20 protein-coding genes are annotated in these 20,722 nt (G+C 61.1%); 5 read left to right on the top strand and 15 right to left on the bottom strand.

Annotated features, from left to right (window positions below; all coding sequences use genetic code 11):
• Positions 1-255: 255 nt before the first annotated feature.
• From ACWIKB_RS09725 to ACWIKB_RS09705, 5 genes are all read right to left on the bottom strand, one after another.
• Complete coding sequence (locus ACWIKB_RS09725; RefSeq protein WP_475266450.1) at positions 256-609, bottom strand: DUF6124 family protein; 354 nt, start codon at positions 607-609, stop codon at positions 256-258.
• 451 nt (positions 610-1,060) lie between these two features.
• The gene (locus tag ACWIKB_RS09720) at positions 1,061-2,071 is read right to left on the bottom strand and encodes a FecCD family ABC transporter permease (RefSeq protein ID WP_475266448.1); all 1,011 of its coding nucleotides are present in this window, start codon (positions 2,069-2,071) and stop codon (positions 1,061-1,063) included.
• Positions 2,068-3,015, bottom strand: coding sequence for an ABC transporter substrate-binding protein (locus ACWIKB_RS09715; protein WP_475266446.1), 948 nt, complete (start codon positions 3,013-3,015; stop codon positions 2,068-2,070). Before ACWIKB_RS09715 ends, ACWIKB_RS09720 begins: the two co-directional genes overlap by 4 nt.
• Positions 3,012-3,800: an ABC transporter ATP-binding protein gene (locus ACWIKB_RS09710; RefSeq protein ID WP_475266444.1), complete on the bottom strand. Its 789-nt coding sequence runs from the start codon at positions 3,798-3,800 to the stop codon at positions 3,012-3,014. The genes ACWIKB_RS09715 and ACWIKB_RS09710 overlap by 4 nt, the downstream gene beginning before the upstream one ends.
• 114 nt (positions 3,801-3,914) lie before the next feature.
• Positions 3,915-6,038 (bottom strand): TonB-dependent receptor, encoded by a 2,124-nt coding sequence (locus tag ACWIKB_RS09705; protein ID WP_475266443.1) that lies wholly within the window; start codon positions 6,036-6,038, stop codon positions 3,915-3,917.
• 299 nt (positions 6,039-6,337) lie between these two features.
• Between ACWIKB_RS09705 and ACWIKB_RS09700 the strand changes: the two genes are divergently transcribed.
• Positions 6,338-6,670: a hypothetical protein gene (locus ACWIKB_RS09700; protein ID WP_475266441.1), complete on the top strand. Its 333-nt coding sequence runs from the start codon at positions 6,338-6,340 to the stop codon at positions 6,668-6,670.
• 39 nt (positions 6,671-6,709) lie between these two features.
• On the opposite strand, the gene ACWIKB_RS09695 is transcribed toward ACWIKB_RS09700, so the two are convergent.
• From ACWIKB_RS09695 to cbiE, 10 genes are all read right to left on the bottom strand, one after another.
• Positions 6,710-8,086: a PepSY-associated TM helix domain-containing protein gene (locus ACWIKB_RS09695; RefSeq protein ID WP_475266439.1), complete on the bottom strand. Its 1,377-nt coding sequence runs from the start codon at positions 8,084-8,086 to the stop codon at positions 6,710-6,712.
• A 238-nt stretch (positions 8,087-8,324) separates the two neighbouring features.
• Complete coding sequence (locus tag ACWIKB_RS09690; RefSeq protein ID WP_475266438.1) at positions 8,325-10,400, bottom strand: TonB-dependent copper receptor; 2,076 nt, start codon at positions 10,398-10,400, stop codon at positions 8,325-8,327.
• Positions 10,401-10,643: 243 nt separating this feature from the next.
• Positions 10,644-11,084 carry a DUF2946 domain-containing protein gene (locus ACWIKB_RS09685; protein ID WP_475266437.1) on the bottom strand — a complete coding sequence of 147 codons (441 nt, stop codon included), beginning with the start codon at positions 11,082-11,084 and terminating at the stop codon, positions 10,644-10,646.
• A 20-nt stretch (positions 11,085-11,104) separates the two neighbouring features.
• Positions 11,105-11,584, bottom strand: coding sequence for a copper chaperone PCu(A)C (locus tag ACWIKB_RS09680; RefSeq protein WP_475266435.1), 480 nt, complete (start codon positions 11,582-11,584; stop codon positions 11,105-11,107).
• Positions 11,585-11,632: 48 nt separating this feature from the next.
• The gene (locus ACWIKB_RS09675) at positions 11,633-12,031 is read right to left on the bottom strand and encodes a DUF2946 domain-containing protein (RefSeq protein WP_475266433.1); all 399 of its coding nucleotides are present in this window, start codon (positions 12,029-12,031) and stop codon (positions 11,633-11,635) included.
• Between the two features lie 99 nt (positions 12,032-12,130).
• The gene (locus ACWIKB_RS09670; RefSeq protein ID WP_475266431.1) at positions 12,131-12,421 is read right to left on the bottom strand and encodes an addiction module antidote protein; all 291 of its coding nucleotides are present in this window, start codon (positions 12,419-12,421) and stop codon (positions 12,131-12,133) included.
• Positions 12,418-12,726 carry a type II toxin-antitoxin system RelE/ParE family toxin gene (locus tag ACWIKB_RS09665; protein ID WP_475266429.1) on the bottom strand — a complete coding sequence of 103 codons (309 nt, stop codon included), beginning with the start codon at positions 12,724-12,726 and terminating at the stop codon, positions 12,418-12,420. Before ACWIKB_RS09665 ends, ACWIKB_RS09670 begins: the two co-directional genes overlap by 4 nt.
• A gap of 197 nt (positions 12,727-12,923) precedes the next feature.
• Entirely contained in the window at positions 12,924-13,646 is a 723-nt protein-coding gene (locus tag ACWIKB_RS09660) for a cobalt-precorrin-6A reductase (RefSeq protein WP_475266427.1), read from the bottom strand.
• The gene (locus ACWIKB_RS09655; RefSeq protein ID WP_475266425.1) at positions 13,643-14,740 is read right to left on the bottom strand and encodes a cobalt-precorrin-5B (C(1))-methyltransferase; all 1,098 of its coding nucleotides are present in this window, start codon (positions 14,738-14,740) and stop codon (positions 13,643-13,645) included. The genes ACWIKB_RS09660 and ACWIKB_RS09655 overlap by 4 nt, the downstream gene beginning before the upstream one ends.
• Positions 14,733-15,944 carry a precorrin-6y C5,15-methyltransferase (decarboxylating) subunit CbiE gene (cbiE, locus tag ACWIKB_RS09650; protein ID WP_475266423.1) on the bottom strand — a complete coding sequence of 404 codons (1,212 nt, stop codon included), beginning with the start codon at positions 15,942-15,944 and terminating at the stop codon, positions 14,733-14,735. The genes ACWIKB_RS09655 and cbiE overlap by 8 nt, the downstream gene beginning before the upstream one ends.
• Before the next feature lie 144 nt (positions 15,945-16,088).
• Between cbiE and cobG the strand changes: the two genes are divergently transcribed.
• From cobG to cobJ, 4 genes are read left to right on the top strand one after another with little or no spacing between them, the layout of a single operon-like run.
• Positions 16,089-17,396 carry a precorrin-3B synthase gene (gene cobG / locus ACWIKB_RS09645; RefSeq protein ID WP_475266854.1) on the top strand — a complete coding sequence of 436 codons (1,308 nt, stop codon included), beginning with the start codon at positions 16,089-16,091 and terminating at the stop codon, positions 17,394-17,396.
• Positions 17,389-18,015 carry a precorrin-8X methylmutase gene (locus ACWIKB_RS09640; RefSeq protein WP_475266422.1) on the top strand — a complete coding sequence of 209 codons (627 nt, stop codon included), beginning with the start codon at positions 17,389-17,391 and terminating at the stop codon, positions 18,013-18,015. Before cobG ends, ACWIKB_RS09640 begins: the two co-directional genes overlap by 8 nt.
• Entirely contained in the window at positions 18,012-18,746 is a 735-nt protein-coding gene (locus ACWIKB_RS09635; protein ID WP_475266421.1) for a precorrin-2 C(20)-methyltransferase, read from the top strand. Before ACWIKB_RS09640 ends, ACWIKB_RS09635 begins: the two co-directional genes overlap by 4 nt.
• Positions 18,746-20,443 carry a precorrin-3B C(17)-methyltransferase gene (cobJ, locus tag ACWIKB_RS09630; RefSeq protein ID WP_475266419.1) on the top strand — a complete coding sequence of 566 codons (1,698 nt, stop codon included), beginning with the start codon at positions 18,746-18,748 and terminating at the stop codon, positions 20,441-20,443. The genes ACWIKB_RS09635 and cobJ overlap by 1 nt, the downstream gene beginning before the upstream one ends.
• The last annotated feature ends 279 nt before the right edge of the window (positions 20,444-20,722 follow it).

Here is a 20,722-nt window from a genome sequence, read left to right as displayed (position 1 = left end):
GCAAACAAAGTCGATCAAATGTGGGAGCGGGCTTGCTCGCGAATGCGGTGGGTCAGTCACAGTGATTCTGAATGTGCCGCCGTCTTCGCAGGCAAGCCAGCTCCCACAGTGGATTTGTGGTGCGGACGGAATCTGTGAACGACGATGAACCCTTGTAGGAGCAGAGTTTGCTCGCGAAAGCGGTGGGTCAGTCACAGAGATGTTGGATATGCCGCCGTCTTCGCGAGCAAGCTTCGCTCCTACAGGTGGCGCGTGTTATGCCGGGACGACGTTGTCGAGGGCGCGGTTCACGGCCAGTTCGGCTTGCATGATGATTTGCTGGATTGCTAACGCCACGTGGCGCTGTGGGCCGATCAGGTTGTTGGCGAAGTCGCTGGCCAGGACACTCACGGAGGCTAACGATTCACAGGCGTTGGCCAGCAGGCTTTCGGTGTCGATGTCCGGGGCGATCATGTACATGGTGCTCGGGCGGCGGGGTGTTTCGGCGTAGGGGGCGGGCGGGTTGAGGTAGTGATCGATGGTGCGGTTGATGGCTTCGCGGTCTTTGAGGATGTTTTCGGTTGAGGTGTTGGTGGTGATGGGTGGGTCGGGGACTAACTTCTTATTCATGACACGATTCCTTAGAGCTATTGGAGCCATCTCTTGTCGTTTCTCACGCGACGAAGGGGTGGCGGCTATGTGCGGAGTGAGAAACCGAGAGGAATCAACCCGGCCGAACCGAAGTCCGCCCGCACACAGCCGCCATAGAACATTTGCAGGCAGCGATAAGCTGGCGGCAATTATGGTGGTACTGGTGGTGGATTAACAATTCCAATTGGGTTCTCACACCCGATCGCTGAATGTTCAGCGACAACCAAAGACTAGAGAATCTGCTTCCCACACGGCAACCTGAAAAAGCCGTGGGAAAGTTCATGGTTTTGATAAACAAATTAAACGCGACACAGCCCCCCTGTAGGAGCTGCCGAGTGAAACGAGGCTGCGATCTTTTGATCTTAAAAAATCAAGATCAAAAGATCGCAGCCTTCGGCAGCTCCTACGGGGGGATTGTGTGTGTTCGGGATTAGCGGCGGCGCATCAGGCCGATGAAGAACAACCCGCCGATGGCAGCGGTGGCGACGCCGATGGGCAAGTCTTCCGGGGCGATCAGGGTGCGGGCGGCGACGTCGACCCAGACGAGGAAGAGGCTGCCGAGCAACACGCAAACAGGCAGCAATCGGCGATGCTCCGCCCCGACCAACCGCCGCGCAATATGCGGCACCATCAGCCCGACAAACCCGATAGACCCGCTGATCGACACCAGCACACCGGTCATCAGCGAAGCAATCAAGAAGACACGTAACCTCACCGTACGCGCATTCAGGCCGAGGGTGACGGCAGTCTGCTCACCCGCCATCAGCGCATTCAACGGCCGGGCCATCCCGAGCAACAACACCAGCCCAAGCAACACACTCGCCGCCGGCACCGCCAGCAATTCCCAACGCGCCAACCCGAGCCCGCCGAGCATCCAGAACATCACCGCCGAACTCGCGCGGTGATCGCCCATAAACAGCAGCAAATTGGCAATCGCCATCATCACGAACGACACCGCCACACCGCACAACAACAGCCGATCACTGTCCAGCCGCCCATTGCGATTGGCGATCATCAGCACGATCAACATGCTCACCAATGCGCCGATAAACGCCGCAATCGGCAAGGTCAGCAACCCGACAATCTCACCGACATGCAGCACCACAATCACCGCGCCCAACGTGGCGCCGGATGTGACGCCGAGCAGGTGCGGGTCGGCCAGCGGATTGCGCGTCACCGCTTGCAATACCGCGCCGATCAACGCCAATCCGGCACCGACTAACGCCCCGAGCAACATGCGCGGTACGCGGATCAGCCAGACAATGTGTTCCTGCCCGGCCGCCCAATCAGGCACACCGAAACCGAAGAGCTTGTGCAGCAAAATCCGCCACACCACGTCCACCGGCACCCGCGCCGGGCCGAAGCCTAGGGACACCACGCACGACACCAGCAACAGCGCGCCGAGTGCGATCAGCAACAAGGCATAGCGACGATCGATCATTCGCCGTGGAACCCTTTGGCCAGGGTTTCCACCGCCAGCACGTTGTCGATGCCCGGTGTGGCTTGCACGTAAGGAATGACGATAAAGCGCTGGTTCTTGATCGCGTCCACCGATTGCAGGGCTTTGTTATTGAGCAGGAATTGTTCTTTCTGCTCGGCGGTGACTTCGCCGTAGTCGACGATCACGATCACCTGTGGATTGCGTTCAACCACGTTCTCCCAGTTCACCCGCGTCCAACTAGCCTCGACGTCATCGAGAATATTTTGTCCACCAGCGGCATCGATCAGCGCTTGCGGCATGCCGAGACGGCCAGAGGTCATGGCCCGGTCTTCGCCGCTGTCGTAGAGGAACACGCGGGGTTTGTCCGCCGGCAGGTCTTTGCGAACCTCGGCGACTTGCGCCTGCATCTCGGTGATCAAACCGTTGGCGCGATCCTGCACGTCGAAGATTTTGCCGAGGTTGCGCAGGTCGTTGTAGGTGTCGTCCAGGCTGGCTGACGGGCGCTTCATCACGAAGGCGCAGGACTCGGTCAGCTCATAGACATTGATACCCAGCGGTTGCAGGGTTTGCGGCGTCAGGTCGCCGCCGACGCGCATGCCGTAATCCCAACCGGCGAAGAAGAAATCGACGTTGGCGTTGAGCAGGGTTTCCACCGACGGGTACTTGGCCGCCAGCTCCGGCAGGCCGTCGAGGATGGTCTGCATCTCGGGCGTGACGGACTTCCAACCGGTGACGCCGCTGTAGCCGGCCATGCGCGGTTTGAGGCCGAGGGCGAGCATCATCTGGGTCATGTTGATGTCGTGGCTGACCGCGTGTTTTGGCGCTTGCTTGAACGTCACTTCGCGGTTGCAGCTCTGGACGGTCAATGGATACTTCGTCGCCTCGGCAAAGGCGTGGGCACTGCCCAGCAACAGGGCGACGCACAGCAGGGAACGCACAGTCATGGTTGGGTTATCCAGGTGATTCGGGGGTAGCCGTGGAGGGGGTGTTCATCGATCAGCGCTTCGACGCCGAATACATCGCGCAGTAGCGGGGCGGTCAGGACCTCTTTGGGCGTGCCGCTGGCGACGATGCGGCCGTGGTTGATCACGTACAAACGATCGCAGAAAGCAGCGGCCAGATTGAGGTCGTGGATGCTCGCCAACGTGCCGATGTTCAGGCGTTTGACCAGTTGCAAAAGCTCAAGCTGATAGCGCGGGTCGAGGTGGTTGGTTGGCTCGTCGAGGATCAGCAATTGCGGTTGCTGCGCCAGGGCTCGCGCAAGAATCACTCGCTGCTTTTCACCGCCGGAAAGAGTTGCGAAGGCATGGTCTTCGAAGCCTTTGAGGCCGACCGATTCCAAGGCTTGAGTGGCGAGGTTTCGGTCCTCTAACGTGTCTCCATCGAACAGGCCTTTGTGCGGCGTGCGGCCCATGGCGACCACTTCCTCGACGGTGAGGCCGAAGGCATCGGGGAACTCCTGCAAGACCACGGCGATGCGTTGTGCGCACCAGCGTGAGGATTGTTTCCAGACGTTGTGGTGGTCGAGCTTGACCTCGCCGTTCTCGGGTTTACTGAAGCGATAGGCGCACCGCAGCAGGCTGGTCTTGCCGCTGCCATTGGGGCCGATCAACCCGACAAACTCGCCGACGGCCACGTGCAGCGAGGCGTCACGCAGTTGGAACTGGTGATGACAGTGGCCGTGACCCAGGGGTGTCCAGGCGAGGTGTGTGAGGTTGAGCGAGGTCATGCATCTACTCTGAGAGGTGCGGTGATGCTGATGCCGTCTTCGCGAGCAAGCCCGCTCCCACATTGGAATGCGTTCACAGGTGGGAGCGGGCTTGCTCGCGAAGAGGCCATTGAATCAAAACGCATAATCAGCCGTGACGAAGAAAGACCGCGGCTCCCCAAGAATCCACTGCTGCCCCTCATTGTATTGGCTTTGCGCATACTGGCGGTCAAACAGATTGTTCACCTGCAACCCCAGCGTCGTATTGCGTAGCGCTTTCCAGGACACCGTCGCATCGACCACGGTGTAGCTCGGTAGCTCATTCTGGTTGGCCATGTCTGCGAAACGCGCATCGACATAGCGCACGCCAGCGCCGGCCTTCAGGTCGTCGTTGATCGCTTTGCTCAGCCACAGGTTGGCGGTGCGGCGCGGTACATCCGTCGGCCGATTGCCGTTGTACGAAACGGTTTCACCGTTCACCACCGCCGAGAAATCGTCGTACTTGGCTTTGACGATGGCGGCGTTGGCTTGCAGTTGCCAGGCGTGGGGCAGTTGCAGATCGAGGCTCGCTTCCAGGCCATTCGACGACTGCTGGCCGACTTGCTGTTTTAGCATCGGATTGCCCGGATCGTCGGTCAGCAGTTTCTTTTTGACGATGTGATACGCCGCCAACGTGAACTCGCCGCGTTGATCCCAGAACAATTGCTTCACACCGATTTCGGTCTGCCTGGCGGTGGCGAGGTCGTATTGCTGCTGGCTCGGGCTTAGGGAAATCAAGCCGCCGACGCCGTCGGTGCTGGTGGCGTACTGGCCGTAGAACGAGGTGTCCGGCGTCAGCGCAAATACCAGCCCGGCCTTCCAGTTGTTGCCGGTCAGGGTCTTGTCGCTTTGGCTATCGTTGATCAGGTTGGTGCGATCCACGTGTACGTAATCGCGGCGCACACCGGTCACCAACGACCAGCGCTCACTGAGTTGCGTGCGGTTTTCCGCAAACACCGACATCTGCTTGGTCGTGGACTGGAACTGACTGCGATACGGATCGGCACTTTCAAAGCGACCCGGTTGCGGGTGATACAGGTCCACCGGTTGCCCGCTCGGCAGCACGTCGTTGAACGGCGAGTTGCTGTCGAGCTGGAAACGGATGCGGTTGTAATCGACGCCGGTCACGGTCTGGCTGTCGAGGCCGAACAGGGTGTGTTTGAAGGTGAAGGTCTGGCGATCACCGATCTGTTCCTGGGTGTGGCCGATGCCGAAATAACCGCTGCGGCTGAGTTGCTGGGTGTCGCGGTTGAAGTTGTAGTTCTCGGCGTTCTGCCACCGGCGCTGGGCCTTGAGGTAATACAGCTCGTTGCTCGAACTGACGTTGTCGGAAATCTGCCAGTCGCTGGTCAGGCGCGTCCATTGATCGTTGTAGTGCTGCTTGTCGTTGCTGACGTTGTAGTTCTTGTCCCGCAGGCTGTCCTTGAAGCGGCCATTGATCAGCGGCGTGCCGAAGTAGTTCATCGGCTGTTGATCGCCGTAATCGTGGGCCAGGGTGAACGCCAGATCGTCGGTCGCCTGCCAGCGCAGGGCAGCGCTGATGAAGTCGCTGGAGGAATCGCCGCGATCGACCCAACCATTGCTGCGCAGGCGATTGAGGTTCAAGCGATAGCTCAGGGTGTCGGTCAGCGAGCCGCCGCTGTCGAAGGCTTGCTGCTGACTGTCGTAGGAACCGTAGCCGACGCGCAGATGGTTTTCGATCTCGCCGTCGAAGGGCTTTTTCGGGATCACGTTGACCACCGCACCGGTCGCGCCTTCGCCGTACAGCACCGACGCTGGACCGCGCAGCACATCGACGCGCTCCACTGACCAGGTGTCCACCGGGAACGTCACCGTGCCCATGCCGCTGTACATGCGGTTGCCGTCATACAACTGCATCACCGAACCCTGCCCGGTAAAACCCCGCGCCGACAACGATGTGCCGCCATCGCCGGGCGTGCCGGTGCGGCTGATGCCGGTGCTGCGCGATACCGCGTCCTGCACACTGCGATCACCACGCGCACGGATCTGCTCACCGGTCAGGCTTTCGACACTGGCCGGGGTTTCCATTGCGGTGAGATTGAGCCGCGAGCCGGCGGTGGTCGGCGTGTTCAGGCTGACGCTTTGATCGTCAACGGCGGTTGCGGTGATGGTGCCGGTGGGCAGGGTCAGCGGTTGCGCCTGGGCACTGCTGTTGTTCAGGGCGAGCAGGCAAAGGCTGGACAAGAGGTACTTGTTCATCGGGGCGGTGAATCACTTCTGCAAAGAAAACCCGCAGCATCCGGCTGCGGGCAGGGCGACACATTTGCGTTATACAGTAACACTAAAAATGGCCGGGAGATAAGCGCGCGAAGTCTACAGATCCCTCTAACGCGCGCATCTCGCCTGATTCATGATGAAGGTGAGGCGGATTCAGTTTGCATTGTTCGACATACTTTTAATGGCCAATCGGTCTAGTTGACTGTCACTTCTGACAGTAGGCCAAAACCCTTGGCTGGTTTAGGTTTGAGCCTTGTCTGCAGTGACAGGGAGCGTTGGTCATGCCGGTATCAGGGGTTGCAAGGGTGGTCGGATGTCTGGTTTTTTTCGACTGTGCAGTGCTCATGGCTGACCAGGACTGCCTCAGTCTGTGGCAGCAGAATCCCGTCAGCCAAAGCTGTAAAGCTTACGTCAGCGCCACCGCGCCGGATCCAGCTACCCCGATGCTCGTTGATCTGGAAAATGGCCAGTGCCGCATGACGCTCATCTGCAAAAACTGGTATGGCGCAGGCGCGCCCACGCAGTCATGGGATATTGATAAAGCCGAGTTGGTCAACATCCAGAACTGCAACGGCGAGTTGCAGATCAAGCCGTGTCCGATCAATCAGCCCTGACAGGGCCAGTGAAAATACTGGCCCTGAGTCCGCATTTCTTCAGGCGACCGAACCCGGTTCTGCTTGCCGGTTCAGGCGTGTCAGAAGCAGACGATCCAGCACCCACACAACAATCAGCGAAGCGCCTACCAACGGAAAAATCACCGCCAGCGCCAGCATGATTGCCACCCCGGTTTTCCATTTCGGCAGGTCATGGCGCAACGGCGGCACACCGAATTTGCCCTGCGGACGACGCTTCCACCAGATCACTACACCACTGACCGCACTGAGCAGAATCATCAGGCAGATCAGCAGCACAATGATCTGATTGAACGCACCAAACATCTTGCCTTCATGCAGCATCACGCCGATTTCCGTGGCGCGGGCGACGCTGCCGTATTGCTCGAAGCGCACGTCGGCGAGGACGTCGCCGGTGTATTGATCGACGTGCAGAGTGGCGTCGTTGCGTGGGTCATCGGCGAACACGGCGATGGTGAACACCCCGGTGGCGGTGGTCGGCAAGGTGATGCTGTAACCCGGTTCGACCTTGCGTTGCACGGCGATGTTTTGCACGTCTTGCAGGCTGATGGTCGGCGCGGCAGGACCGGCCGGTGCGCCACCGTGGGCCATGTGTTCGGCGTGATCTCCGGACATCGGCATCGGCGTGTTTTCCATCGCCCAAGGCACGGTCTGGCGGGTAGCGCTGTTGAGGCTGCGGGCCTCGATGTCGGACTTCGGTACGTTGTCCCACATCGCCGCCGGGAAGGTGTTCCAGACCTCAGCATATTGCTTACCCCAGAACCCGGTCCAGGTCATGCCGCTGAGCAGCATCACCAGCAGAAACGCGGCGCCCCAGAACCCGGTGACCGCATGCAAATCACGCCACAGCACACGACCGCGACGGCTGAAACGTGGCCACAACACGCCGGCATACTGACCGCGCGGCCACCACAGGAACACGCCGGACACCACCAGCACTACGCCCCAGCCCGCGGCCAGTTCCACCAGCCGATCACCGACCGTGCCGATCATCAACTCGCCATGAATTGCCCGGGCGAGGGCTTGCAGGTTTTTCTTGGCGTCTTGCTCGCCAAGGATGTCGCCGTGGTACGGGTCGATGAAGACGTTCAGCTCCTGAGCGCCGTTGATCACGACAAACTGCGCGCTGCGTTCGGCGTTGACCGGTGGCAGGTACTGTTTGATCTGCCCCTGTGGATACGCCTGTTTCACCCGCTTGAGCAGGTCATCGGCAGATACCGCGTGATGCCCGGCCGGTACGTTCATCAGGCTGCCGTACATCAACGGATCGAGTTGCGGTTTGAACAGGTAAACAAGGCCGGTCAGGGCCAGCATGACCATGAATGGCGCGACGAATAATCCGGCATAAAAATGCCAACGCCAGGCCAGGTTGTAGAAATTCGGTTTGGGCTGTTTCATCGGTTGTGCTCCGCTTTGGCATGGATCTGTTTTAGTTGTTTATGTGCGGTTCCTTCGCAACCTATCGCGAGCAAGCTCTCACTTTCAGGTGTTGCGCTGCCCCTGTGGGAGCGGGCTTGCTCGCGAAGACGGCAGTACAGTCAACATTGATGTCGCCTGACCCACCGCTTTCGCGAGCAAGCCCGCTCCCACATGGCCGGTGTTGAACCTGTAGGAGCGAGGCTTGCCCGCGAAGCTTTTAGAAACTCATATCCACCTTGGTCCAGAGCGTGCGCCCCGGTTCGTTGATGGCTTGCGGGTCATTGGCCGGGTAGCCAAAACCGGCATTTCCCGCCAGGTTCAGATGCTCGGCGTACGCCTTGCCGAACAAGTTGTCGACGCCCGTGCTGACCTTCCAGTTCTGGTTGATGCGATACGCGCCGTTAAGCGAGAACACACCGAAACCTGCGCTCTTGTCGAAGTCCTTGCCGACCACGTTGCCCTTGTTCTGGTCGATGCGGTTTTGCGCCGCGACCACGCGCCACAGGGCCCCGGCGCTCCAGTTGTCTTCGCTGTAGGTCAGGCCGAAACGCGCATCCAGCGGCGGCATCTGCGGCAGGGCCTTGCCGTCGCTGCGGTTCTTGCCCCAGGCGTAGGCCAGGGTCGCGTCGGCTTTCCAGTTGGAGGTCAGTTTGTAAGCCGCACCCAATTCACCGCCCATGATTCGTGCGTCGATGTTCTGCGCTTGTGAGGTGGTGCCCATCATTGCGGGGGTGTAGTTGAACAGGATGTAGTCGCGCACCTGGCCGACGTAACCCGAGGCCCAGGCTTCGAGGTCTTCGGTCTTGTATTGCAGGCCGAAGTCGAGCTGGGTGGTTTTTTCCGGTTTGATCGAATCGAAGGCATTCACCGAACCGGAAGGGCCGGCGTTGGGCGAAAACAGTTCCCAATAATCCGGGAAGCGCTGGCTGTGGCCGAGGCCGGCGTACAGCGTGGTCGGGCTGTCAGCCAGGTCGTGCTCGTAGCGCAGGAAACCGCTGGGCAAGGTGTCGGCGCGGGTTTCATCGGCGGTCGGGTTTGGGCGGGTCATCATCCCGGAACCGATGCTCTGCCGATAATCCTTGGCCGAAGCGCGGTCCACTCGCGCGCCGGTGATCACCCGATCACGGTCGGCGGCGTACCAGGTCAGTTCGCTGAACACGCCGTAGTTATGGAAGTCGGCGTCCTTGGTGTACGGCAGGTCCTTGTAGGTATCGATGCCCATGGCGCTACGCTGACGGTGTTCGTTGGTCTGCGCATCGAGGCCGCTGATCAACTGCACGTCGGCCCAGCGCCAGGTCGCCTTGATCCGGGCGCCGAGGGTGCGACGGTCGACGTTGGACGCCATCGGGCCCGCCATCATTCCGGTGCCGGACGGCGTGCGCAGGGTGTAGTTGTCCATCACATGGTCGGCGTAGTTGTAGTAGACCTGTGCCTCGACCTTATCCAGCACGTCGCCGATGTTGGACTTCTCGAACCGCAGGCCCAGGCTTTCGCGCTTGAACTGCGAACCGTCCATGCCGCGTCCGGCGTAGCGTGCTTCACCATCGCCCTTGCCGGCGGTCAGCTCCAGCAACGTGTCGGCGTCCGGGGTCCAGCCCACCGCCACATCACCGTTCCACTTGTCGTAGCGCGACGGCACGGTGTCGTTGTTGCCGTCCTTGTAATCGTCCGAATGCGCGGTGTTGCCGATCACTCGCACATAGCCCAAAGAGCCGCCGGCAGCGGCGTCCACCACTTTGTCGAAGCGGCCGTTGGAGCCGGCCAGCACGCTGGCGTTCACTCGGGTGCCGAGCTCGCCGAAGTGTTCCGGCTCGCGGTCGAACAAGATCGTGCCAGCGGAGGCGCCCGGTCCCCAGAGCACGGTTTGCGGGCCTTTGATCACGGTGAGTTTGTCGTAGGTTTCCGGGGAGATATACGAGGTTGGCGCGTCCATGCGGCCGGGGCAGGCGCCGAGCAGCATGCTGCCGTTGGTGAGGATATTCAGCCGCGAGCCGAACATGCCGCGCAGCACCGGATCGCCATTGGTGCCGCCGTTGCGCACCAGGGCGAAGCCGGGAATGGTCTTCAGGTAATCGCCACCGTCGCTGGCCGGCACCGGTTGGCGCGGGTCCTTGGGGTTGGTGACGACAGTCAGCGGCGAACTCGGCGCGATGGCGGTGATTACCGTTGGGCTCAGTTCTTCGGTGTGGCCGGCGTGCTCATCGGCCTGCACCATCGGGGACAGCAATACACCGCAAAGGACAGCGGTGGCGTGGGTGCAACTCAAGCGTGTGTCAGCAGAAAACCGGGACATGACAATTTCCATCGAACAGTCGTAAACGACACGGCCGACAGCCTGCGCAATCCGGGACGGTCAAGGGTGGTCCATGTGGGAGCGAGCTTGCTCGCGATAGCTAACTGACAGGCAACACATGTGTTGAATGTGCAACCGTCATCGCGAGCAAGCTCGCTCCCACAGGAACTGTATTCAAACCCTTGACTGACCGGTATCGAGCCTTTGGCTATCTTCTAAACCGTGTGAAATCGGGGTGGGTGTTTACGAAGCGATGGGCGGAGCGCGGGTGCGAGCACCGGGGAAGAACGGTTGCCGGGCGTGGCCCAGGCGAGGGGACGGTGTGGTGAATGTACTGGCGGGTGGTGTGTCGAAGGCGATGAAAGTCTGCCCGCCGGTGAGTGCCGGGCAGTTGAACAGCAGGCTGCAATAGCCGCATTTTTCCCAGAGTGCGTGGTGTTCAGCTCGCGGTGGGCAGTGTTCTTTGGCCTGTTCCGCGTGCCCGTCCATGCTCATGTCCATCGACATGCTCATGCTCATGCTCATGCTCATGGACATCGAGGCGCGTTGATCCATCGGCATCGACTGAGAAATCAGTGGGCCGATAAAGATCATCAACATGGCGAACAGGCTGATCCAGCTACCGCGAGTCAGTCCTGAGGACTGGCGGCGGTGTGCGGATAACCTGGCGCTAAGCGGGCGCATGGCGTTTGCGGCTCAGGCGATTACTGGGCGTGAGCGTGCATCTGCATGTCTTCCGGTGGCTTTTTCTGCACCGCGACTTCAACCGTCACGTCACCGGATTTCTCGAAATGCATCGTCAGCGGGAAGCGCTTGCCGTCGCGGAGCAGGCTGCGGTCTTTCAGGTTCAGCAACATCACGTGATAAGCCATCGGCGCAAACGTGACATTGCCGCCAGCCGGGATTTCGACGCTCGGCACCTGCTGCATTTTCATCAGGTCGTTCTGCATGACGTGCTCATGCAACTGGGCAATCTCTGAAATCGGCGAGTCGACACTCAACAGTCGGTCAGCAGTTTTGCCGTTGTTTTGAATCACGAAGTAGGCCGCCACGGTCGGCGCGTTAGGTGGCAACTCTTGCGACCACGGATGGGCGATTTCCAGCTCGCCGGCCTTGTATTCATGGGCATTGGCAAAGCAGGCAGGCAGCAGCAACGCGGCCAGAACGATGAGTTTGTTCAACATGGCAGTTCTCCAGAACGATTCAAAACGCAGGTCAATTGCGAGAAGGAATCACACCAGAGGGGAAGCGCGGGGATTGAGACTTGGCCATTGCTGGCGGGGTGTGGGTGTATCGAGAGAAGCGGCGGGCAGGCTGCGATTAGCCTCGAAGCGCGCGAAATACAACTGCGGCACATGCCCCGGCAACGCCACTAACGGCGCGGAACCCGAGCAACACCAGCAATGCTGCATGTTGGAATGATCGTCGTTCTGCGGGGCTTTCTGTTCAATTTTGCCCAGGGAAATCGCCACCATCTTCGTGCCGCTGGACGTGCAGAAAGAGCCCCACAACAACTGCTCGGCGGGTGATTTCGCCGACTGCGCCATCGTTCCGGTCATCGGCATGGCGAGCATATTGAACAGCACTGCAAAGCAGGCGATCCAGGCAAATGCGAGCCATTGTCGGGACATGGGACAGATCCGGTTGGGTGGGCGATCAGGCGCGGCTATTTAGCCTGATCAGGGCCGATAAGTAAAAAAGCGGCGTGCGGTGTGGTGTCGCAGCGCTCTTTAGAGAGCAACGGCATGCAAACGCAGACCCAAGGCTTTCATAACTTTCATGATAGTCGCGAATTCTGGATTGCCGGTGCTGCCTAGCGCTTTGTACAGACTTTCGCGACCCAAGCCTGCATCGCGGGAGACTTGTGTCATGCCTTGTGCTCGGGCGATGTCGTTGAGCGCAGCACGTATAAGAACACCGTCGCCTGCATCTTCGTCAAAGCATGCATCCAGGTAAGCAGCCATTTCTTCCGGTGTCTTGAGAAATTCGGCAGCGTCGAAGCGTTTGAATTGTTCGGTCATGACTTACTCCTCATTCCGATGTTTTGCGCCATCTGAATGGCGCGTTTTATATCTCGCTTTTGAGACGACTTGTCACCGCCTATCAGTAGCAGATAAACCACTTCGCCTCTGCGGGTGAAGTACATTCTGTAACCGGGGCCGTAGTGAACGCGCATTTCATAAACCGCCGCCCCAACAGGCTCGCAATCGCCAAAATTTCCATGTTCTGCCGATTTGAGCCTGGAGATGATGCGAGCCTTACCGATGATGTCTTTCAATGAGTCGAGCCAATCGGCAAACGCGCGGGATCGTTCGATGTCGATCATGTGTGGGATCGTATTCCTTGGGATACAAGTTGGCAAGCAGCGCATTTTCTGGGGATGAAGATGGCCGTCCCCCATAAAAGGCGGGTCTGTTTACTTGATCGGGTTAGAGGAATTTGAATATAGGGCTGAAGCTATTGAGAGGAACAGCCGGCTCCTTCCTGAAAAGTTGACGGCAAATTCGCAGGTTCCTGCTGGTCTTAGGAATCGTCTGACAAGGCTTTCAGTAGTTGCGCCACCGACCCAAATTCCCGATCCACCCCCGCCAACACCGGCCGCTTCAGCACCAAAACCGGAACCCCGCGTTCCCGTGCCACTTCCAGCTTCGGCTCAGTCGCGGTGCTGCCGCTGTTTTTGCTGATCAGCACGTCGATCTGCCGACGTTCAAACAGTTCGCGTTCATCTTCGATCACAAAAGGCCCGCGAGCGCCGATGACTTCGCAGCGTTCGTTGCCGGGGTAAACGTCGAGGGCGCGCAGGGTCCAGAATTGCTCGGGCGGGATTTCGTGCAGGTGTTGCAACGGCTCGCGACCGAGGGTGAACAGCGGTCGGTGGAAGGGTTTGAGTGCTTCGATCAGCTCCGCCCAGTCGCTGACTTCGCGCCAGTCATCGCCGGGCTGTGGTTGCCAGGCCGGGCGTCGCAGGGCCCAGCACGGGATGCCGCTCAACTTCGCGGCGGTCGCGGCGTTCTGGCTGATTTGTGCGGCGTAGGGGTGGGTGGCGTCCAGCAGCAGTTCGATGCCTTCGTCGCGGATGAATTGCGCGAGACCTTCCGCGCCGCCGTAACCGCCAACGCGAACCTGACAGGTCAAATCCGTCGGCACACGACCGACGCCGGCCAGGCTGTAAATGTGTTCCGGCCCCAGCGTCCGGGCGATGGCCAACGCTTCCGTCACGCCACCGAGCAGCAACATCCGCTTCATTGAAAAGCTCCCGCATGGCCAACAATCCCACCTTGGCGATCAATCGCAAACACTTCGACCTGAACCTGCGCCGGCACCACGCTGCGCGCAAATTCCAGCGCATGCCGACACACTTCATCACCGAGCGCGATGCCGACCGCGCTGGCCATGGCCAACGCCTGCTGACTGGTATTCGCCTCGCGAATCGATTGCTGCAACGCCTCGTCGGCGCCAATCGCCGCCGCCCATTGCGCCAGTTGCGGCAGGTCGATGCTCGAATGTCGGCTGTGTAAATCCATGTGCCCGGCCGCCAGTTTGCTGATCTTGCCGAAGCCGCCGCAAATGCTGAGCTTATCCACAGGCACTTTGCGCAGATGCTTGAGCACCGCGCCGACGAAGTCGCCCATTTCGATCAGGGCGATTTCCGGTAAATCGTAGACCCGGCGCATGGTGTCTTCGCTGGCGTTACCGGTGCAGGCGGCGATGTGCAGGTATCCGTTGGTTTTGGCGACGTCGATGCCCTGGTGGATCGAAGCAATGTAAGCCGCGCAGGAAAACGGCCGGACGATGCCGCTGGTGCCGAGAATCGACAAGCCACCGAGAATCCCCAGACGCGGGTTCATGGTTTTCAGCGCCAGGGCTTCGCCGTTCTCGACGTTGACCGTGACTTCGAAACCGCCGCTGTAGCTCAGTTCTTCGGCCAGTAAAGTCAGGTGATCGGTGATCATCTTGCGCGGCACGGGATTGATCGCCGGTTCGCCGACGCCCAACACCAGACCCGGCCGGGTGACGGTGCCAACGCCTCGGCCAGCAATAAAACGAATCCCCGGCTCGGTGCCCAGGCGCACGTGGGAATAAAGCAACGCGCCATGGGTCACGTCCGGGTCATCCCCGGCGTCCTTGATCGTCCCAGCCTCGGCGCCGTCATCGAGCAAGCGGCAAAACTCCAGACGCATCTGCACTTGCTTGCCCTTGGGCAGGATGATTTCCACCGCGTCCGCCGATAGGCCACTGAGCAACAATCGCGCGGCCGCGAGGCTGGTGGCCGTGGCGCAGCTACCGGTGGTCAGGCCGCTGCGCAATGGCGCGGGTTGTTCGGCGGTTTCGTCACGCATCGAGCGGTTTCGTCACATCGAGCAAGGTAATCGGCAGCGCCTGACGCCAGGTGTCGAACTCGCCCAACGGTTGCGCCTGGGCGATGTGGATGCGGGTCAGTTCACCGCCGTGTTGTTCGCGCCAGGCCATCAGGGTCATTTCGCTTTGCAGCGTGACGGCGTTGGCGATCAGTCGGCCACCGGGTTTCAACGCGGCCCAGCAAGCATCGAGTACGCCGTCGCGGGTCACGCCGCCACCGATGAAAATCGCGTCCGGGGATTCGAGTCCGGCCAGTGCTTGGGGCGCGCTGCCGCGAATCAATTGCAGTCCCGGAACGCCCAGTGCATCGCGGTTATGTTCGATCAACAATTGCCGACCGTCATCCGCCTCGATGGCCAGCGCCCGGCAACTCGGGTGAGCGCGCATCCATTCGATGCCGATCGAGCCGCTGCCCGCGCCGACGTCCCACAGCAGTTCGCCGGGTGTCGGCGCGAGGCGGGCGAGGGTGATGGCGCGCACGTCGCGTTTGGTCAGTTGGCCGTCGTGCTGGAAGGCAGAGTCGGGCAAACCGGCCAGTCGAGACAGACGCGCGGTGCCAGGTTCGGCGATGCATTCGATGGCGACCAGATTCAAGTCAGCGATTTCGAGCGAGGCCCAATCACTGGCAACTCCGTCGATTCGCCGTTCTGCATCACCGCCCAAATGTTCGAGGACGCTAAGACGGCTCGGTCCGAAACCCCGCTCACGCAACTGCGCCGCGATGGCCGCCGGGCTTTGCCCGTCATTGCTCAGCACCAACAACCGCACGCCACTGAACAGGTGCGCATTAAGCGCCGCAACCGGTCGAGCCACCAGCGACAGCGTCAGCACATCCTGCAACGGCCAGCCCATCCGCGCCGCCGCGAGGGAACAGGACGAGGGCGCCGGCACGATCAGCATCTGCTCCGCAGGCACCTGCCGCGCCAGGCTGGCGCCGACGCCAAAGAACATCGGATCGCCGCTGGCCAGCACGCACACCGGTTCGCCATGGCGCTCAAGTACCGGGGCCAGGGAAAACGGACTCGGCCACAATTGCCGCTCGCCACGAATGCACACCGGCAGCAAATCCAGTTGGCGCTGGCCGCCAATGATCCGCGAAGCGCCCAGCAGCGCCCGTCGGGCGTTTTTGCCCAGGCCCTTGAAGCCGTCTTCACCGATACCTACTACTGTCAGCCAGGGTGACATCTACCGTCCTCAAAAAAAGTCCGCAAACGGACTGTTCCGACGGGCAGGCTTTTCATGCCGTCGAACAAAGCAGGCATAATACCGCGCCTTCGCCCGCGAAGCGCCTTTCCCACATTGCCGGTCGCTCCCTTGAACAAACGCCCGATGTCCAACGCCTTACGCCCCTCGGCCTGCCCGGGGTTGCTGCGTATTGTCCAGGCGCTGGATGGCGGGATCTGCCGGGTCAAGTTGAATGGCGGCTCGATCACTGCCGATCAGGCCGAAGCGGTGGCCAATGCGGCCGAACGCTACGCCGGCGGTGTGATCGAGGCGACCAACCGCGCCAACCTGCAGATTCGCGGAATTGGCAGCGAAGAGACGGCATTGATCGACAGTCTGCTGGCTGCTGGATTGGGACCACGCACGGCGGCGGGCGACGATGTGCGCAACCTGATGCTCAGCCCGAGCGCCGGGATTGATCGACGAATGTTGTTCGATACGCGTCCGCTGGCCGAACAGATCCTCAATAGTCTGCAAAGCCACGGGCGTTTCCACGAGTTGAGCGCCAAGTTCGCCGTGCAACTCGATGGCGGCGAAGGCTTGGCGATGCTCGAACATCACCATGATCTGTGGCTGAGCGCCGGTGAACAGGATGGCGAGCGCCTGTTGGCCTTCGGCCTGGCCGGATGCCCGACGGATACGCCGGTCAGTGCGGTGCGGCTGGAGCACGGTCACGCACTGGTGATCGCGGCGCTTGAGCTGTTCCTCGACCTGGCGCGTCCCGAGCAGACGCGCATGCGTCATCTGCTGGCTGAAACCCCGGTGGCCGGGTTTGTCGCGCAACTGGCCGAGCGGGTGCCGCTGGTGTCCCTCGCGTATTGGCAGCGTTTCGCGTCCCCGAATGCCCTGCACATCGGCGCTCATCCGCAGCGTGAATCGGGTCGTGTCTATATCGGCGCAGTGCCAACCTTGGGCCGGCTCGATCCTGCCATGCTCCGAGGTGCCGCCAGACTCGCCCGCGAATGCGGCGATGGCAGCCTGCGGTTCACGCCGTGGCAAAGCCTGTTGCTACCGGGTGTCCACGAAGACGACGCCGCTGAAGTTATCCACAGCCTGGAAAATCTGGGTCTGCGCTGTTCGGCTAACGATGCCTTGGCGCACCTGATTGCTTGCACCGGTTCCGCCGGTTGCGGCAAAGGCCTGGCCGACACCAAGGGCGATGCGCTGCAACTGGCGGCGTTGCTGCAACGTCACGGCCAAATCCTGAATGTGCACCTGTCCGGCTGCCCGCGATCCTGCGCCGCCGCCCATGTTGCCCCTGTCACCCTGCTGGCGGTGAACCCCGGTCATTACGACCTCTATTTTCGCGATGCAGCGCTGCCGGGTTTCGGCGCGCTGCACGCAAGCAACCTTACTATTGAAGCGGTCGCGACCTTGCTCGACGCCCGCTCACGGAGCCCCCTAGATGCTTGATTACATCCGCGACGGTCAGGAGATCTATCGCAACTCCTTCGCGATCATTCGCGCCGAGGCCAACCTCTCGCGCATCCCGGCCGACCTGGAAAAACTCGCCGTGCGAGTGATCCACGCCTGCGGCATGGTCGAGGCCATCGACGGTCTGCAATTCTCCGAAGGCGCGGGCAAGGCCGGGCGCGATGCGCTGGCCGCTGGCGCACCGATCCTGTGTGACGCGCGGATGGTCAGCGAAGGCGTGACCCGTGCGCGACTCCCCGCGAACAACCAAGTGATCTGCACCCTGCGCGACGAGGGCGTTCCAGAGCTGGCCCGCGAGTTGGGCAACACCCGCTCCGCTGCCGCGCTGGAACTGTGGCGCCCGTATCTGGAAGGCAGCGTGGTGGTAATCGGCAACGCGCCGACCGCGCTGTTCTACCTGCTGGAGATGATCGATGCTGGCGCCCCGAAACCGGCGCTGATCCTCGGCTTCCCGGTGGGCTTTGTCGGCGCCGCCGAATCCAAGGCGATGCTCGCGGCGGACAGTCGCGGTGTGCCGTTCGTCATCATGCAAGGCCGGCTGGGCGGCAGCGCCATGGCTGCCGCCGCCGTCAACGCCCTCGCCACGGAGATCGAATGATGCAGCAACCTGGACGCTTGATCGGCCTGGGCGTCGGCCCCGGTGATCCGGAACTGATTACCGTCAAAGCCCTGCGCTTGCTGCGCGAATCCCCGGTGGTGGCGTATTTCGTTGCCAAGGGCAAAAAGGGCAACGCGTTCGGCATCATCGAAGCGCACCTTCAAGAGGCGCAAAACCTGTTGCCGCTGGTGTACCCGGTGACCACCGAAGCGCTGCCGGCGCCGCTGTCCTATGAACAAGTGATCAGCGACTTCTACGACAGCGCCGCCGAGCAGCTCGCCGAACACCTGGACGCGGGGCGCGATGTGGCGGTGATCTGCGAAGGCGATCCGTTCTTCTACGGCTCCTATATGTACCTGCACGATCGCTTGGCCGAACGTTACGTCGCCGAAGTGGTGCCGGGCGTTTGCTCGATGCTCGGCGGCGCTTCGGTGCTGGGTTCGCCGCTGGTGTATCGCAATCAGAGTTTGTCGGTGTTGTCCGGCGTGTTGCCTCATGAAGAACTCAAGCGTCGCCTCGCCGATGCCGATGCGGCCGTGATCATGAAGCTGGGGCGCAACTTCCCCAAGGTACGTCAGGTGCTGCAAGAACTCGGCATGGACGGGCGCGCGCTGTACGTCGAGCGCGCGACCATGGCCAACCAGAAAATCGTGCCGCTAGATGAAGTCGAGCCGATGTCGTCGCCGTACTTCTCGCTGATCATCGTGCCCGGCGAACGGTGGCAAGGTTGATGGGCCGTCCTGCACCCGCCATTGTCATCCTCGGCAATGGCAGCCTCGCCACGGCGCGCAGGATTCAGCAGCGCTATCCGGATGCGGTGATCCACGGTCTGGCCGGGAGGGTTGACGGCGCCGACCACGAATATCAAGAGTTCGGCGCGACCTTGCGCGAGCTCTATCAACAAGACACGCCGATCATTGCCCTGTGCGCGGCTGGCATTGTCATCCGCACCTTGGCGCCGCTGCTGCTGGAGAAAGGCGCCGAGCCGCCAGTGCTGGCCGTGGCTGAAGACGGCAGCGCCGTGGTGCCGCTGCTCGGTGGCCTGGGCGGCGTGAATGTGTTGGCGCGGGAGATCGCGGCAGCGCTGGATGTTGCTGCGGCGATCACCACCAGCGGTGAATTGCGTTTCGGCACCTGCCTGCTCAATCCACCCTGCGGTTATGCCCTTGGCGATCTGGAGTTGGGCAAGCGCTTCGTGTCGGACTTGCTCGCGGGCGAATCCGTGCGCATCGAAGGTCCGGCGCCGTGGCTGGCCGAGGCGCAATTGCCGGAGGATCAGCAGGCGCGATTGGCGATTCATGTCGGGCATGCCGAGCGTCAACCGAGTGCCAATGAACTGCTGATCTACCCGCGCAATGTGCTGGTGGCGGTGACGACGGGAACGGCAGAAGCCATTCGCTCGGCGTTGCATGAAGCGAACATTGCAGTGCAATCGTTGGCCTGTTTGTTGGCGAGCGAAAGCGACATGGCCAACCCGGTGCTGCGTGAAGCTGCGCTGGAATTAGGTGTGCCGCTGCGATTCAGCGCTCGCTCCGGGACTGTGCTCGACCTGGCTCGGGACGCTGTGCCGTCGTTACTGACGTCTATCGCAATCAGCGAATCAATGGCCATCGTGGTCGCCGCCGAACCACTCGATCCGCGGCTGATCGGTCGTCCGCGCGGTCGTCTGGCGGTGATCGGCCTGGGACCTGGCGCGGCTGAACTGATGGTGCCGGCGGTGAAAGCCGAACTGGCCCGGGCCAACGATGTGCTGGGTTATGAAACCTACGTGCGCATGGCCGGCCCGTTTCGCGCCGATCAGGTGATGCACTGCACCGATAACCGCGAAGAGATGCAGCGTGCCCGCCACGCCTTCGAACTCGCGGCTCAGGGTCGCTCGGTGGTGGTGGTCTCGTCCGGTGATCCGGGCGTGTTCGCCATGGCCGCAGCGGTGCTCGAAGCCTTGCACGAATCCAGCGATGCGAACTGGCACAACGTCGATCTTGAAATCCTGCCCGGCGTTTCCGCGTCCCTGGCCACCGCTGCCCAGGCCGGTGCACCGCTGGGGCATGACTTCTGCGTGATGTCGCTGTCGGACAACCTCAAGCCGTGGTCGATCATCGAGAAGCGCCTCGATCTGGCCTCTCAAGCCGATCTGGCCCTGGCCTTCTATAACCCGATTTCCCGTTCGCGCCCATGGCAATTGGGCCGCGCACTGGAGATCGTCGCGCAACACCGCACCGCCGCAACACCGGTGGTGCTGGGCCGTGATATCGGTCGCCCGGGCCAGACGCTGCGCGTGACCACGCTGGGGCAGTTGACACCGGATCAAGTGGACATGCGCACCATGGTGCTGATCGGCTCGTCCACCACGTGCGTGTTCCCGCGTGCCGAGGGTGGCGAGTGGGTTTATACGCCGCGTTGGTATGGCGACAAACCCGTCGGTTAACTAACTATTAAAACGCCTCTTTTGAGGCGTTTTTTATGGGTCTTCTGTTATATCCGGTATGGGTTATTCAAAGCCGGATTGTCGGTGTTTGAGTTTCAAGTTGTGTAGACACTAATTGAATATCTTTGCGGTTTGATAAGTGCGGTGCAAGTCGATAGTTTGGCGTTCAGTTGCTCCGCCTTTCAGCGTTGATATATGGATTATCGAAGAATAGTTCTGCTGGTTTAGCTCGTTATAAATGTTGCGCTGCCGTCCATTTTATTTTCGTTCGGCTGTGCT

This window comes from Pseudomonas sp. 5Vm1k (assembly GCF_056161485.1).
Note: the sequence above shows the minus strand (reverse complement) of the source record. Positions and strands in the feature narration are given on the sequence as shown.

Coding starts and splice junctions, on each gene's coding strand:
- ACWIKB_RS09725 (WP_475266450.1), bottom strand. CDS start 609: ATGAATAAGAAGTTAGTCCCCGACCCACCCATCACCACCAACACCTCA.
- ACWIKB_RS09720 (WP_475266448.1), bottom strand. CDS start 2,071: ATGATCGATCGTCGCTATGCCTTGTTGCTGATCGCACTCGGCGCGCTG.
- ACWIKB_RS09715 (WP_475266446.1), bottom strand. CDS start 3,015: ATGACTGTGCGTTCCCTGCTGTGCGTCGCCCTGTTGCTGGGCAGTGCC.
- ACWIKB_RS09710 (WP_475266444.1), bottom strand. CDS start 3,800: ATGACCTCGCTCAACCTCACACACCTCGCCTGGACACCCCTGGGTCAC.
- ACWIKB_RS09705 (WP_475266443.1), bottom strand. CDS start 6,038: ATGAACAAGTACCTCTTGTCCAGCCTTTGCCTGCTCGCCCTGAACAAC.
- ACWIKB_RS09700 (WP_475266441.1), top strand. CDS start 6,338: ATGCCGGTATCAGGGGTTGCAAGGGTGGTCGGATGTCTGGTTTTTTTC.
- ACWIKB_RS09695 (WP_475266439.1), bottom strand. CDS start 8,086: ATGAAACAGCCCAAACCGAATTTCTACAACCTGGCCTGGCGTTGGCAT.
- ACWIKB_RS09690 (WP_475266438.1), bottom strand. CDS start 10,400: ATGTCCCGGTTTTCTGCTGACACACGCTTGAGTTGCACCCACGCCACC.
- ACWIKB_RS09685 (WP_475266437.1), bottom strand. CDS start 11,084: ATGCGCCCGCTTAGCGCCAGGTTATCCGCACACCGCCGCCAGTCCTCA.
- ACWIKB_RS09680 (WP_475266435.1), bottom strand. CDS start 11,584: ATGTTGAACAAACTCATCGTTCTGGCCGCGTTGCTGCTGCCTGCCTGC.
- ACWIKB_RS09675 (WP_475266433.1), bottom strand. CDS start 12,031: ATGTCCCGACAATGGCTCGCATTTGCCTGGATCGCCTGCTTTGCAGTG.
- ACWIKB_RS09670 (WP_475266431.1), bottom strand. CDS start 12,421: ATGACCGAACAATTCAAACGCTTCGACGCTGCCGAATTTCTCAAGACA.
- ACWIKB_RS09665 (WP_475266429.1), bottom strand. CDS start 12,726: ATGATCGACATCGAACGATCCCGCGCGTTTGCCGATTGGCTCGACTCA.
- ACWIKB_RS09660 (WP_475266427.1), bottom strand. CDS start 13,646: ATGAAGCGGATGTTGCTGCTCGGTGGCGTGACGGAAGCGTTGGCCATC.
- ACWIKB_RS09655 (WP_475266425.1), bottom strand. CDS start 14,740: ATGCGTGACGAAACCGCCGAACAACCCGCGCCATTGCGCAGCGGCCTG.
- cbiE (WP_475266423.1), bottom strand. CDS start 15,944: ATGTCACCCTGGCTGACAGTAGTAGGTATCGGTGAAGACGGCTTCAAG.
- cobG (WP_475266854.1), top strand. CDS start 16,089: ATGTCCAACGCCTTACGCCCCTCGGCCTGCCCGGGGTTGCTGCGTATT.
- ACWIKB_RS09640 (WP_475266422.1), top strand. CDS start 17,389: ATGCTTGATTACATCCGCGACGGTCAGGAGATCTATCGCAACTCCTTC.
- ACWIKB_RS09635 (WP_475266421.1), top strand. CDS start 18,012: ATGATGCAGCAACCTGGACGCTTGATCGGCCTGGGCGTCGGCCCCGGT.
- cobJ (WP_475266419.1), top strand. CDS start 18,746: ATGGGCCGTCCTGCACCCGCCATTGTCATCCTCGGCAATGGCAGCCTC.